Source organism: Pedobacter glucosidilyticus DSM 23534, assembly GCF_000425145.1.
GTDB lineage: Bacteria > Bacteroidota > Bacteroidia > Sphingobacteriales > Sphingobacteriaceae > Pseudopedobacter > Pseudopedobacter glucosidilyticus.
Genome location: NZ_AULF01000023.1, coordinates 1 through 12,748, shown reverse-complemented (window position 1 = coordinate 12,748; position 12,748 = coordinate 1). Strand labels below are relative to the sequence as shown.

At 33.6% G+C, this 12,748-nt stretch carries 13 protein-coding genes and 1 tRNA gene; 4 read left to right on the top strand and 10 right to left on the bottom strand.

Annotation, left to right across the window (positions count from 1 at the left end; all coding sequences use genetic code 11):
• Window positions 1-8: 8 nt before the first annotated feature.
• The 3 genes from H510_RS0108970 to H510_RS0108960 are packed head-to-tail and all read right to left on the bottom strand — an operon-like array spanning window position 9 to window position 2,827.
• Entirely contained in the window at window positions 9-740 is a 732-nt protein-coding gene (locus H510_RS0108970) for a tRNA threonylcarbamoyladenosine dehydratase (RefSeq protein WP_155977906.1), read from the bottom strand.
• An 8-nt stretch (window positions 741-748) separates the two neighbouring features.
• A complete protein-coding gene (locus tag H510_RS0108965; RefSeq protein WP_026904015.1) occupies window positions 749-1,429 on the bottom strand; it encodes a TatD family hydrolase in 681 nt (226 codons plus the stop codon).
• On the bottom strand, window positions 1,430-2,827 hold the full coding sequence (locus H510_RS0108960) for a DUF4403 family protein (RefSeq protein ID WP_026904014.1): 1,398 nt from the start codon (window positions 2,825-2,827) through the stop codon (window positions 1,430-1,432).
• A 212-nt stretch (window positions 2,828-3,039) separates the two neighbouring features.
• On the opposite strand from H510_RS0108960, the gene H510_RS20545 reads away from it, so the two are divergent.
• The 4 genes from H510_RS20545 (at window position 3,040) to H510_RS18570 (ending at window position 4,173) form a co-directional block, all read left to right on the top strand.
• Entirely contained in the window at window positions 3,040-3,165 is a 126-nt protein-coding gene (locus H510_RS20545; RefSeq protein WP_281168245.1) for a hypothetical protein, read from the top strand.
• 100 nt (window positions 3,166-3,265) lie between these two features.
• Window positions 3,266-3,339: transfer RNA gene (locus H510_RS0108950), tRNA-Ala, on the top strand.
• A 325-nt stretch (window positions 3,340-3,664) separates the two neighbouring features.
• Window positions 3,665-3,823 carry a DUF5670 family protein gene (locus tag H510_RS20315; RefSeq protein WP_168199417.1) on the top strand — a complete coding sequence of 53 codons (159 nt, stop codon included), beginning with the start codon at window positions 3,665-3,667 and terminating at the stop codon, window positions 3,821-3,823.
• 17 nt (window positions 3,824-3,840) lie between these two features.
• Window positions 3,841-4,173 carry a phosphoribosylpyrophosphate synthetase gene (locus H510_RS18570; RefSeq protein WP_211226562.1) on the top strand — a complete coding sequence of 111 codons (333 nt, stop codon included), beginning with the start codon at window positions 3,841-3,843 and terminating at the stop codon, window positions 4,171-4,173.
• A 231-nt stretch (window positions 4,174-4,404) separates the two neighbouring features.
• Here H510_RS18570 and H510_RS0108935 read toward each other — a convergent pair whose 3' ends face one another.
• The 7 genes from H510_RS0108935 to H510_RS18560 all read right to left on the bottom strand — a co-directional run.
• Complete coding sequence (locus tag H510_RS0108935; protein ID WP_026904012.1) at window positions 4,405-6,915, bottom strand: cation-translocating P-type ATPase; 2,511 nt, start codon at window positions 6,913-6,915, stop codon at window positions 4,405-4,407.
• A gap of 612 nt (window positions 6,916-7,527) precedes the next feature.
• Window positions 7,528-7,749, bottom strand: coding sequence for a hypothetical protein (locus tag H510_RS0108925; protein ID WP_026904011.1), 222 nt, complete (start codon window positions 7,747-7,749; stop codon window positions 7,528-7,530).
• 398 nt (window positions 7,750-8,147) lie between these two features.
• A complete protein-coding gene (locus H510_RS0108920; protein WP_211226561.1) occupies window positions 8,148-9,077 on the bottom strand; it encodes a nucleotidyl transferase AbiEii/AbiGii toxin family protein in 930 nt (309 codons plus the stop codon).
• A gap of 56 nt (window positions 9,078-9,133) precedes the next feature.
• A complete protein-coding gene (locus H510_RS0108915) occupies window positions 9,134-9,859 on the bottom strand; it encodes a DUF6088 family protein (protein ID WP_036692412.1) in 726 nt (241 codons plus the stop codon).
• Window positions 9,860-10,164: 305 nt separating this feature from the next.
• Window positions 10,165-10,821, bottom strand: a complete 657-nt coding sequence (locus H510_RS0108910) for a hypothetical protein (RefSeq protein WP_026904008.1) — start codon at window positions 10,819-10,821, stop codon at window positions 10,165-10,167.
• A 233-nt stretch (window positions 10,822-11,054) separates the two neighbouring features.
• Window positions 11,055-12,134, bottom strand: a complete 1,080-nt coding sequence (locus H510_RS0108905) for a DUF6688 domain-containing protein (protein WP_051291127.1) — start codon at window positions 12,132-12,134, stop codon at window positions 11,055-11,057.
• A 163-nt stretch (window positions 12,135-12,297) separates the two neighbouring features.
• A partial coding sequence (locus H510_RS18560) for a transposase (protein WP_036692408.1) occupies window positions 12,298-12,748 on the bottom strand: 451 nt, incomplete at its 5' end.

Below are 12,748 nucleotides of genomic sequence, written 5' to 3'. Positions count from 1 at the left end.
CAAATAAATTAAGCTTTGTTATACAAATCTCTAATCACTACACTGGCTACCGTACAGCCAAATATGGCCGGCATCCAAGAAACTGTACCAATTAAAGACTTTTTAGGGCCGCCTTCTGGCGCTAAGATAACTTTACTTGCATCAGGAAGTTCTGATGAGAACACCACTTTCAAGCCTTTTCTAATACCAAATTTCTTTAACCTTTTTCTTACATAGCGGGCTAAAGTACAATTATATGAGGCAGATATATCTGAAATTCTCACTTTTGAGGGGTCTACCCTACCGCCAGCACCCATAGATGACACTAAAGGAATGCCTTTTTCTAAGCAGGTTTGGATAAAAAATACTTTAGGAGAAAGCGTATCAATACAATCAACAGCATAATTAAAATTACCTTCATTAAGAATTTCTTCAGTACGCTCGTCTTTGATATATTCATTAATAACGGTTAAATCTATATCAGGATTAATATCGCGTAAACGCTGAGCCATGACTTCTGCTTTAGGCTGATTATCGGTAGATATTAAAGCAGGAATTTGCCTGTTACGATTACTCGCTTCTACCACATCAGCATCTACAATAGTCATTTTACCAACTCCAGCTCTGGCAATCATTTCTGCACAAATGCCACCAACACCACCCAAACCTACCACCAATACATTGGCATTCATTAATCTTTGCATTTGATGATTGTCTAGCAATAAGTTGGTGCGAGACATCCAATGAGGAATTTCAATCATGATATTATTTATGGAGTTAATCTTTTAAAAACGGCTTCAAAATTATAAAAAACCTGCTTTTTTAATTGTGCAATATCTATTTTTCTGATTTTTGCTGCTTGCTGATAAAGGTCATCAATCTGCAAATGAGCTATATCTGTTTCTAAAAAGAAACGGTTTGCCGGAACTTCCTGAAAAGCTTGATAAGCTTTACAATCTGGCTTTAATAAATCTTTCCCAAAAGAAAAATATACTTGAGGATAGCTAATAAGCTGCTTTAACTGTTGCAAATTACCATTAAAACCATGTAATATAAACGGCATCTTAAACTGCTTTAAATAAGGTATTACATCGGCGTAAGCCTTAACAGCATGAATAATAACCGGCTTTTGATGGGCTTCTGCAATGGCTAATTGCTTTTGAAAAACTTGCTTTTGCAGTTCTAAATTAGGTCCATTTACTCGGTCTAGGCCAATTTCACCTATGGCCAATACATTTTCTAGTTCTAGATAAGCAGCTAAATTTTGGGATATATCTTGAGCCTCAGTAGCAAACCAAGGATGTAAGCCAACAGAAATAGCATAATCCAAATCATGCAAAGTCTGAGGTGGTAAAACAAAAAAAGCATTCCTCAAAATCCACTCCTTCGGGCTAGATGCCTTTTTATGGGTATGGATATTGATGAAATGCTCTTTTGTAGGAAATATCATTTATTCTAAGCCATCTATGGTTACAGCAACTTTTCCGTTTGCAGTCATCATGGCTACAATAGCATTTGGCGTTAAGATAATTTTATCTGGCGTAAACTGATTTAAAGTACCATTAACCTTTACACCTTTAACAGGTTGATAATTGGTTAAATAGCCTTTCATTGATTTTTCTCCCTCTGCTAACTGCGCAGCTATAGAAAAGCGGCAGTTTTGTTTTATTTTATTGAGGATAATACCATGAGCTAACCAGCTTCCGGCTTTAAGGAGTTTACTTTTTGAATCTAAAACATAATCTATTTGGTCTAGATATACTTCTTTGGTAGCAGCATCATATAAAGGCACTCCGGAAAGGTAAAAATCTCCATTTACAGCACCACTCATGTTTACAGCAACAATCATTTTACCTTCTTTACCCCAAAGTTCTACTTTGTTAACCGTTACCGATTTCTTTCCAGACTCGAACTTCTGACCAGCAAAATTTTTCTGTATAATTTCTGACGCATAAGTATAAGGTGCAAAAGCAGCCACATTAACTTTAAACTCGTTAGGTATTTTATCTACTGCTTTTAAAGCAATGGCATTTTTATTAAAAGTAAGCGATGGTTTTCTACCTACAGAAGTTTCTAAATAAGTCTTTAAGCCTAAAGTAGCCGTTATTTTTTTATTAGCCGCTACAGCTTTAGTAGCATACATCTCTACGGGCTGCATAGCAAACCAAGTATTGTATTGCTCATCAACTTGTATAGGAGATGCTATAGCTTGCAAAGCATCTAATACATAAGGTTTAATATCTAAAGATTGTGCTATGGCATCATCTACCATTTTAGATAATCTACCTTTAAAAACGCTAATTGCAGGGTTAATTAAATAGGTAATAGGCACATTTTTGCCTGCTATACTTATGCTAGGACTTTCTTTCCAAACAATTTCCTGAATAACTGTATTGGTATTAATTTTCCAATCTTTTAAAGCCACTAAAGAGTTTAGCTTTACCACGCCATTTAAATAAAAATCACGAGTATCGTACATAGAAACACCTAAACTCTCGAAACCATACTTAACTTTTCCGTTGATACGTAATGGAAGGTCTATATAAATCCTTCCGTTTTGCTCTCTAATGGTAATAGGTGCTTCTTTAGTAACTTTCATCATCACATTATCACCATCTAAAGATTTATCATCATAAATGATACCTACCAAATACTTATTGGTTTGGTTTTGTAAATCGGCAACGCTAACTTCTACCGGCATATTGATAAACGAAAGCTGCTTATCATACACAACTGTGGTTGAAGAATAGTCTGGAAGGGGTTTTAAGGCTGTTACTTGTTTACTGGTGCTACAGCCAGCTATCACAAATAAAGCCGTAGCAAAGCATATCGATAATATGGTTTTCATGTTTTTAAAAAATTTCACAAAGATAATTCATAATTGGTGTAAAAAAACAAGATTAAATCATATTTTTTTAAGAATAAAACACCAGAAAAGAAAAATTAATTACCTTTATAATCAGATGATTATAAAAAATTTAGAATTTTAAAAACCATTTTGGCATTGTTTTTCGTAACGTATTTTAAAACCATATTTATATTATCAAAAACTAAACATATATGAAAACTGCAAGAACTACTAAAAATACAAGCTCTAAAGTAAAAAATCTTATCAAAAAATTTGATCAGCAATTAGCAGCATTATTGATGGAAGATATCAAGTCTTTAAAGCTAAAAACTGCCTAATAAGCATATTAAGCTTCCGTTTGTAATAATTTTTATAATTGTTACTGCTTTTATTGTAAATACTCTTAAGTTTTTACATATTTGCTGACCTTAAAAAAACGGGGGTTTAGCTCATTTGGCTAGAGCGCTTGCCTGGCAGGCAAGAGGTGACCGGTTCGAATCCGGTAATCTCCACACTATATAAAAAATCCTCTTTAAGAAAATTAAAGGGGATTTTTTCATTTTAAAGTTTCCCTCTAAAAATCATGCTATGGTATATCTTATTTTCAGTACGGGGAAATATGTACATAACAGGGTACTAACAGGGTGGTAACAGGGTATTAACAGGGTCATAACAGGTTAATTTACGAGTGATGTACGTGTTAGCTACTTGTTATAATTATGTTAGTTACCTATATATTTAAAACAAAAACAGTACGTTGTCTTTACCACTACTTCGTCTTTGTAATAAATGGCATATAGTTTGCGAAACAACTTATGGGAAAATGGACCTGATATTATGAAAACATTATTGAATATTTTAGCAATGCTGTTTGTATTGGGATGGGGCTTAGGAGTATTTGTTTTTACCGCCGGTATACTGATTCATATTTTATTAGTATTAGGCGTATTTACCATGATTATTAATTTGTTAAGCGAAGAAGAATCTACAGGATAAAATAAACAAACATCTATATGGAAAACGTAAGCCAACATCGAAAAGATTTTGATACTATGGTTGAAGCTTTAAATAACTTAAATAGCAGAGGTTACTCTGGAAATTTGAAGCTTAGAGCCAATTTTTTAGAAGAAACAGAAAAGCAACTGATTTTATATCCTGAAAATTTCAAGGTTGTAGAATCATACCGCTTTGAAGGTATTACAGACCCAGCAGATAATGCGGTAGTGTATGCTATAGAATCTATTGAAGGAGATTTTAAGGGCGTATTGGTTAATGCCTACGGCGTGTATGCTGACGATGCATCTTCTGAGCTCATCAAAAAACTAGAAATCGAACATCAGCATTAAACCAAAAATAAGAATTTTTTGTACTTGAAGATTTTTCAAATCAAAACTTGAAATTGTCCTCAGCAACTATCATAATGGTAGATGCTGAGGATGATTACTTAAAGCTTGTTTAACATTAATCACTCCTATCATCTATTTAATTTCTGATCTTCTAAAGGTGGGTTATCCCATGATAAGTCTTTAGGAATTTCATCTCATACTACCCGCCTAATTTAAATAACAGATAACTTATCACATCGTCTTTTTTGGATGTAGTCTTTTTTGCCATTTAACCAGCTCAAACCAAATTACACTCAAAAAAGCTACTCCTAAGGTTAAGCTTAATTGAAATGAATCAAGCCTCTCAAATTCAAAAAAGCTAGTACAAATAGGAATATAAAGTAAAGAAGCCAAGATGATGAGGGTTATAAGAATGATGATGGTAACTAATGAATTCTTATAAAACAATGTGGTAAAGATGCTGTAGTAAAAAGAACGATTAATTAAGGTTAAGAAGATATTGGCAAATATAAGGGTTGTAAAAACCATTGTTCTACAAAGCTCTTCTGATAATTGTTGATAAATGGCGTATTGATAAACAAACAAAGTTCCGACTGTAATAGCCAAGCCTTGTATTATACTGGTAAATAACTCTTTACCACTAAAAAAACTTACTGTGAACGGTCTTGGTGCTTGCAGCATACTGTTTTGCTCTATAGGTTCATTTTCATAAATGATAGAACAAGTTGGCCCCATAATGAGCTCAAGAAAAATAACATGAATAGGAGAAAATATATTGGGGTATAACCATCCCAAAGCTAAAGGAATAAATACTGTTAATATGATAGGAATATGTATGGAAATAATATACTGAATAGCCTTTTTTAAATTGGTATAAATTCTTCTGCCCATGGCTATGGCATCTAACATTTTAGATAAATCATCTTCAACTAAAATTAAAGAAGCGGCCTGTTTAGCTATTTCAGTTCCTTTTTTACCCATGGCGATACCAATATGCGAAGCTTTTAAAGCCGGACCATCGTTAACGCCATCGCCTGTCATGGCTACAATTTCCTGATTACTTTTTAATGCATTAATAATTTTGAGTTTAGCCTCTGGAAACATCCTGGTAAAAACTGCATTTTCTTGTACAGCTTTTGCGAGTTCTTGGTCGTTTAACTGCATCAATTCATCGCCACTTATACCTTTATCATAACCTTTAAAATTAATTTCTTTGGCTATGGCTTTAGTTGTTAAAGCATTATCACCAGTTACAATTTTCACTTTTATACCTGCCTGGTAGAAACCATTTAGTACTTCAGAGATATTGTTTTTTGGTGGATCATAAAAGGCAACCAAACCTATAAACTGAAAAGGAAGGTCTTGCTGTTGTTGAGGAAAATTATCGCCAGTAAAATCAGACTTTGCTACACCTAATACCCTAAAACCTTCAAAAGCCATTTCTGCTATAGCTTTCTGGATATTATTCTTTTCATCCTCGGTAAGCCGACAAACAGCTATAATAGCTTCCGGAGCGCCTTTTGCAGCAATTATTCTTTCTTTTTGTTGATTTTGAAAAATATGCGTCATCATAGGTGGCTTCCCCCCTAGCGGATACTCATGATACATCTGAAAATCGGGTCGTTTATCACTATCCGTCGCTTTTTGATAAGCTTGATGAAGGGCAATCTCCATCGGGTCGAAGGGATGAGGCTCGCTAGCCCACATCGCTATTTCTATCAGATTTTTTTCCTCAGGCATAACATCCTCCTGAAAAGTACTTACCTGATTAACGCTCAACAAAAATAATCGGGCTAAAGCCATTTTATTTTCGGTAAGTGTACCTGTTTTATCTGTACAAATCACCGTTGCGCTACCCAAAGTTTCTACGGTTTTCATTTGCTTTACCACAATCCCCATTTTCATCAATCGCCAAGCACCCAGAGCCATAAAAGTCACAAATGCTACCGGTATTTCTTCTGGCAAAATACTCATGGCCAGGGTTAAAGCTTTCAATAAGCTATCTGGCAGGTTGTAAGATTTCAGATAATTTAAAACCCAAACAATAACAAATACTAGGGCGCCTATCATCACCATCCTCTTAACAAAATAGCCAATCTGTATTTCTAGAGGCGTTTTTTCTTCTTCTATATCGCCAAGGCTTTTTCCTATTTTACCCAATTTTGTTGCTTTGCCAATGGCAGTAACTTGTATTAAAGCCATACCGCTTGCCACTTGCGAACCTTGATAAACCTCGTTATTGTCTTTATGATTTTTAAAAACGGCAAAAGACTCTCCGGTAAGCACCGCTTCATTCACAGAAAAATCATTCCCTTTCACCATCATACCATCTGCGGTAATGGTGGTGCCTTCCTCGGCAATTAAAAAATCCCCAACAACCAAATCTTCGGTTTTTATGGCGATAATTTCACCATCTCTGATAACTTTGCAAACAGGCTGTGTAAATTCTTTAAGTTTTTCTAAGGCCGTTTTGCTTCTATAATCCTGATAAATAGAAATGGTAGCAACCAGTACGATAGCTACGGCAAGAAATAAGGCGTCCTCGGGCTCTCCACTGATAAAGTAAATAAGAGAAGCTGCAAAAAGTAAAATCACCATGGGTTCTTTTACCAAGCCGGCTATTGAGGATACAAAACTATTTTGCTTTTTGTAAACTACCTTGTTATCACCATGGCTCAATCTTGATTGCAGTACCTCTGCTGTACTTAAACCTGAGATTTGAAAAGGGTTATTGGGAGTCATGAGGGGTGAATATGAGTATCTCTAATGTTTTGGTTGTGATGATTAAATATAGTCATTGCAAATCCATTTTAGTTACAAAAAATCAAAATCACACCCTAAGTTTGGATGTATTAAAGCTAAATCAGCATATCAAACTTAATTTTTTGATACATTTATAATTGAACTAAAATGAGCCTTTTAACGCTGAGGAAATGCGAAGTAGACGGTTGCGGGCTTCAAACTTATCAAACAACTACAAATTTGAAGTGGGCTATAACCCTTGAATTTACTACTATCACGCATATTTTATATACTGTGTTGTAAAGCGTGGTTTATTTAGTTTCTTCCTTTAGTTTTTCTGGATTCATTCTATTGTCAGAAATAGTCACAACTGAAATTGTCTTAGAATCAAACCGATAAAATAAAGAAGTTTGTTTTGTAACTACAAGCATGTGAAGTCCCTTAACAAAATCCGTTTGTTGACAACTGTCAGGATATTTTTGAATTTGTTTTAGTGATTTATCAAGTTTTTTAAAAAATCTGATTTTACCTTTAAGGACCATTCGTTTTCAAGATATTCAAGCAACTTATCAAGATTTTTGGAAGCCCTCTTAGATAATTTTATAGTCCTCATTATCGGTGATTCTTCATAAAATCCTCGTAATCTACAATTTCACCATTTTCTATTTCATCGATACCTTGCAAGATATCATTCTTTTGGTCTTGAGAAAGAGTTCCCCAAAAATCCAAGGTTTTATTTCGATTAAAAAGTGTTTTTATTGATTCCAGAATGTCTGGATTATCAGTTTCCAAAATCAACTTCATTATCTCTATTTTCTCTGCCTGAATATTCATAATTCTAGTCTTTTGTACAAATTTATGAATTTTAATTAAGAGTTTGATAATTAGTACCCACCATGCTTTACAACGGTTTGGGGCTTTGCGTTCGGGCGGGTTTTCGGAGTATAAAAACTATCAACAAGCTTGGCTTATAATCTGAAAAAACTGATGAAATTCTCTCGTCCTAAAATTAAATATCACACCCTAAGTGTGAATGTATTAAAGCTAAATCAGCATATCAAACTTAATTTTTTGATACATTTATATCTGAACTAAAATGAGCCTTTTAAAGACTCGCTTTGTGTTTCGGCAAAAAATTGTAAATATTCTGCTAAATGCCTTGGCTGTCCTGCGAAATCCTTCTTGTCTTAACAACTCAGTAAATGCCTTTTCTAATTTTTCTTTGATAAATTTTATTCCTTGGTTTCAATTTTTATTGTCCAAGAAACAGATTTCAATCTTTCTTCAATCATTTTTAAAGTTTCCAAAACAGCTTCTTCTTTTGGTAATTCTCCATACACCAAATTTTTAAAATCACCGCTATAAATTGATTTAAGTTGATTCCAAACTGCTTCTAGATTTTTAAAAAATAGAGCTTCATTAGGATGATGATTCAGCCATTTATTATTGTTTCTAAAACTTGCTACATCATCATTTGCAACCTTTAGCAACATATCATCAAAGTTTTTGGAATGGAAAAAACTTACAAATTCTTCTTGTTTGAGTAATTGGTGTAAGTCGTAGGTGTGTCGTATCTTTTTCCTTAAATCATCTATCGGATTTTCTCCATAAGAAAAGCGAACCAAACTCATTATCTTTTCACAAATGGTTCTTATGGGTTCTAATGCCAATAGCTCAAAAGGAAGCAGCCCATTTACTTTTGCAATATCAGACTGCTTATTATCCAACATCATTTGACCAACAAATGAAACAATGCTTTTGGTAGTATATGGTTCGTAGTATCCCAACCATGTTGATTCCAATACTATCACATCTCTTACTTGTTCGTAATCACCTTTAAATTCTTTGTTGTAAGCGTGTGCCGTTTTTCGGTTCATTCCCATTTTATGGGTAATACCTTCAATAGTTACTTCGGGCAATACGGTTTCTACAACTGTGCTTACTGCTTTTAATTTTGATTTTAACTTGCTGTCTGTTTCTCCTTCTCGCCTTAATATTACCAAGTCAATATCTTCCGAAAATCGTTCAATCATATGGTAACACTTGGATAGTGCTGTTCCGCCCTTAAACACAGTGTCTTTGCCAATATCATTATTGAAAATTGTAAACAAAGCATAGGTAACCCAATAGTCTTTTTCTACATAAATAGTAGGTATTTTCATTTGGTCAGCCGTAAACTGAACAGCTTGTCTGAATAAGGTTGTATTCTCGTGTAGGTTCATACAATATTCCATTTTTCAGTATTGGATATTGCTTTCGCTGCACCTGTTAGTTTATACTTACTAATGGGATTCAATGATTTAAAAAGTGGTTCAGCCGTTTTGCCCTGTTGTAATTGTTCTAGCAACGCACCTAGTAAAGCTCTTGTAGCAGGTGGATATTTTAATGCCAAGCGGGCCAAGGTATTTGTTTCTTTGTCTGTAAAGTTTTTTATTATGGCTAAAAACCGTTTGCAGGATGCTTCTATACTGGCATCAGGTATTTTTTTGATGTATCGGATGGCATCCAATAGCTGCAACAAAGGAATATTCTCTTTGGTGATGGTATTTTTTTGCTTTACAAAAGCAATCGTATAGCGTTCTCTTTTAAAATTGGGGCGAATTTGATTTTTCCCGATTTGTATGGTATTGCTTACTTGTGTGGTTAAGCCCAACTGATTGTAAGTGCTATAACCCGTGAGATAACCTGTTATTTTTCCGTTTTCTTCCAATAAATCTTTTACTACTTGTGCCTGATTGGGTTGAAGATTACCAAAAGGGGTGTTTTCGGGTTTGTAGTATTTGCCTTTGGATAGTTTGGCAATTTTGCCCGAAGCTACCATACGGTTCAGGGCTTTTATCACCGCTTCTTTTTGGCTCACCTCTGTAGTAAAATCGGCATAGGTGAACACATAGCCTTTGGACAGCCTGTCTATGGTAAATGCTATGTATTCAGCTATTTTCATTCTCTCTATTGTAGTACAAAGATAATTGATTTGTCCAGTTTATTAGCAAAAAAACTGGACATTTTAAAATTTGATAAAGTATACTAAAGCTAAATCAGCATATCAAACTTAATTTCTTAAACCCTTTATAGCTGAACTAAAATAAGCCTTTTAAAGACTCGCTTTTTTTACAAACAATAAAACACCAAAAAAAATGAGCCTCGCTTATATCAGCTTTAAATAACGCTTCTTTACTTAATAAAATGATTTTATATAACTATTTAGTGAGTTGTGCAACAGTTACCCGTGTTAAGCGATGGCAAATTTTATCCCGCACCTGTAATTTCTTTAAATAGTAGTTTCTTTCCGTCAAAAGTAAACACCCACCACATTACATGCTCACACATTGAACTGTCATTTTCTTGTATTTCGTCTTCAGAAGTCGATTTACTTTTATAGTCCACATTTGAGTTTGTCCCTATGGTAAGAGTTACAAGTTTATTTTCTATTTTCACACCATAAAAATGATGGCAGGGCTCTGTTTTAATTCTTTCAGTATATTCTAAGTTGTCCTTATTTAAAAGTTTGTTGATATCTAGTTTTTTAAATAGTTGGTTTATTTGTTCAGTCTGGATACTCTCAGAAATATCGTTATAAAAACTAATGAACATGTTTTTGGTTACTTTGTCACCGTTTTTGTCCAGCTGTTCATTAAAGTCTTTGTTGTCAACATAAATACCGATGGTCTCGTTATTAATAGGGAATCTAAAAACATCAGAAATTTTTTCCTTGTTGTTGGACGCAATAATTGATTGAAGACGTTGTAGTTCTTCTATTATTATTTGTCGTTCAGTTTTACTTATTATTTTGTTATTCAGTTGTTTTGAATTAACTCCTTCTTGGTCAGTCACGCTTTTATTTTCATTTTGATTGCATGAAAATAATAGTCCGATGATTGTCAATAAAATTAGTTTTTCTCTCATAATTGGTTTAGATGTTTGAGTCTGCGTTTTGCTATCGCTTAACGATTGGCGAATTTGTGTTGTAATGGCTTAGAAAGCAAAAACTTGTCTGCCCGTATAAACTTAGTTAATTGCGATGAAATAAAGTAAAGTAGTTCAACCATTATAATACAAATTTGTGGTTATAAGCCGTTTATTTTTTCCATTTTCCTAGTCCGATAACTTCATTCCGCTCTTCATTTTTATTAGCCCTTTCATAAAGCATATTGAGCATTAATTTTTTCTTCTGGTTTAGTACAAAATAAATATAAGGTTATTAGAAAAATCCATTCTAAAGGCTTCATTAAGAGATAAACAGTATTTGACCAAAATACGGAATTTATCTTTTTTGAAATATTAAAACCATATTTATCATAGTTTTTTCGAATGATAAAATGAAGTTTGGGTGAAAAATCCTGTATTAATTCTTCAAAAGCATTTGCAATTAATAATTGTCTATTAACCACAATGATTTTACCGTGTCGCTTTCCCAATCTTAATGGCTTTACAAGTTTAGGGTCTCCCGCTATTGCAACAGTACATAAGTAATGTCCCCCACTGCTATTATCAGGAATTGGATGCGGAAAAGAATGTTGTGAAAATCTCCAAGTTGCCGTTTCAGTAAATACTTTGACTATAGAATTTGTTTCCTGTCCAAATAAAATTAAGATAAGTGTAACAATGAAAAAAACTGGCACACTGAATATAAGTAACCATATAGGATTTCTTCCTCTTTTAGCCAAAAAAGTATTTAGATAATTTAGAAACTTATTATTATATCGCCGATTAAAAGTTTTGTTAACTTCTTGCGTAATTGATTTATAGATAAGTAATAGACCTATTATAATGGCAAAAAGTGAATCTATAGGAGATAAACCGATATGATCTTTATTATAAAAACTCAAAATCCCTATATCATGCTGTGATAGCTGTAAGAAAATGAAAATATTAATTAATATTCCAATTAATATAAAGATTAACGACAATGTTAATAAAATAGGGGAAATAAATCTCTTGCAAGCCCATACCACCAACATACTAGCGTAAGAGGCATATAAAAACCAAGTTAATGTTAAGCTATGTTGTTCAGCAAATGGACTATAACAACCTGTTCCGTTAATTCCTCCATAAACAATAGGTGAATTATACTGATAATGATGAGTGGTCGTCAAATCAATATAAAATATAAGGGAGCTAACTATATAAATAATAATTAGTAAGATTTCTATAAAGGTTGCCTTTCCATTCAAAAGTTTTAAAATTATTCCAATAAAAATTAAAATGCTAAGAATCATATAAATATCTATTTAGACATATCGTCCTGTTCCACCATTGTTGATTAATTTGTTTGATTTAACCAAATAAACATATTGGAGTGAGAAAATAGAGAACTCAGGCTGATTTTTGATTATCCTTCATTCTGATTAAATGGCTTATAACATCAGTCCGTCTAAAAACCTAAAATAGGTTAAAGTCGAGCTTATCAGGAGTTAAATATAAGCGATTATAGCGCATTAAAAAATCTGTAGTTTTCACTTTTGCTTTCATGCTATAAGAAATAATTGTTGCTGATAAGTGCTTAAAATAAGCCTTCTGTAGCAGCAAAATCAAGGCAAGTACTTTGAGGTACTCTTTCAGTAGGTTTTTATCAATAATATTGAATATCCTTCGCAGGTTAAAGGCGGTAAAGATAAGCCCTACATCAGCTGATGCGTGGTTAATGGTTTTCTTTGTCATGATATAATAGAAATCCCACTGCCTTTTGATGATCCCGAAGGGATGCTCTACTATTGCCTGCCGCTTCCGGTAAATTTCTTTGTTAAGCTCGATTCGTTGTTTATTGGCTTCAATGACCTCTGCATGTTCAGTTCGCTCTATCAATCTGCCTGCTTTGTTCTTGGTGCAGCTC

Bases quoted from the DNA above. Each gene is read 5' to 3' on its own strand.
- H510_RS0108925 (WP_026904011.1), bottom strand. From the start codon at position 7,749: ATGAATATTCAGGCAGAGAAAATAGAGATAATGAAGTTGATTTTGGAA.
- H510_RS18570 (WP_211226562.1), top strand. From the start codon at position 3,841: ATGGAAAACGTAAGCCAACATCGAAAAGATTTTGATACTATGGTTGAA.
- H510_RS0108970 (WP_155977906.1), bottom strand. From the start codon at position 740: ATGATTGAAATTCCTCATTGGATGTCTCGCACCAACTTATTGCTAGAC.
- H510_RS0108915 (WP_036692412.1), bottom strand. From the start codon at position 9,859: ATGAAAATAGCTGAATACATAGCATTTACCATAGACAGGCTGTCCAAA.
- H510_RS0108910 (WP_026904008.1), bottom strand. From the start codon at position 10,821: ATGAGAGAAAAACTAATTTTATTGACAATCATCGGACTATTATTTTCA.
- H510_RS20315 (WP_168199417.1), top strand. From the start codon at position 3,665: ATGAAAACATTATTGAATATTTTAGCAATGCTGTTTGTATTGGGATGG.
- H510_RS0108960 (WP_026904014.1), bottom strand. From the start codon at position 2,827: ATGAAAACCATATTATCGATATGCTTTGCTACGGCTTTATTTGTGATA.
- H510_RS0108965 (WP_026904015.1), bottom strand. From the start codon at position 1,429: ATGATATTTCCTACAAAAGAGCATTTCATCAATATCCATACCCATAAA.
- H510_RS0108920 (WP_211226561.1), bottom strand. From the start codon at position 9,077: ATGAAAATACCTACTATTTATGTAGAAAAAGACTATTGGGTTACCTAT.
- H510_RS20545 (WP_281168245.1), top strand. From the start codon at position 3,040: ATGAAAACTGCAAGAACTACTAAAAATACAAGCTCTAAAGTAAAAAAT.
- H510_RS0108905 (WP_051291127.1), bottom strand. From the start codon at position 12,134: ATGATTCTTAGCATTTTAATTTTTATTGGAATAATTTTAAAACTTTTG.
- H510_RS0108935 (WP_026904012.1), bottom strand. From the start codon at position 6,915: ATGACTCCCAATAACCCTTTTCAAATCTCAGGTTTAAGTACAGCAGAG.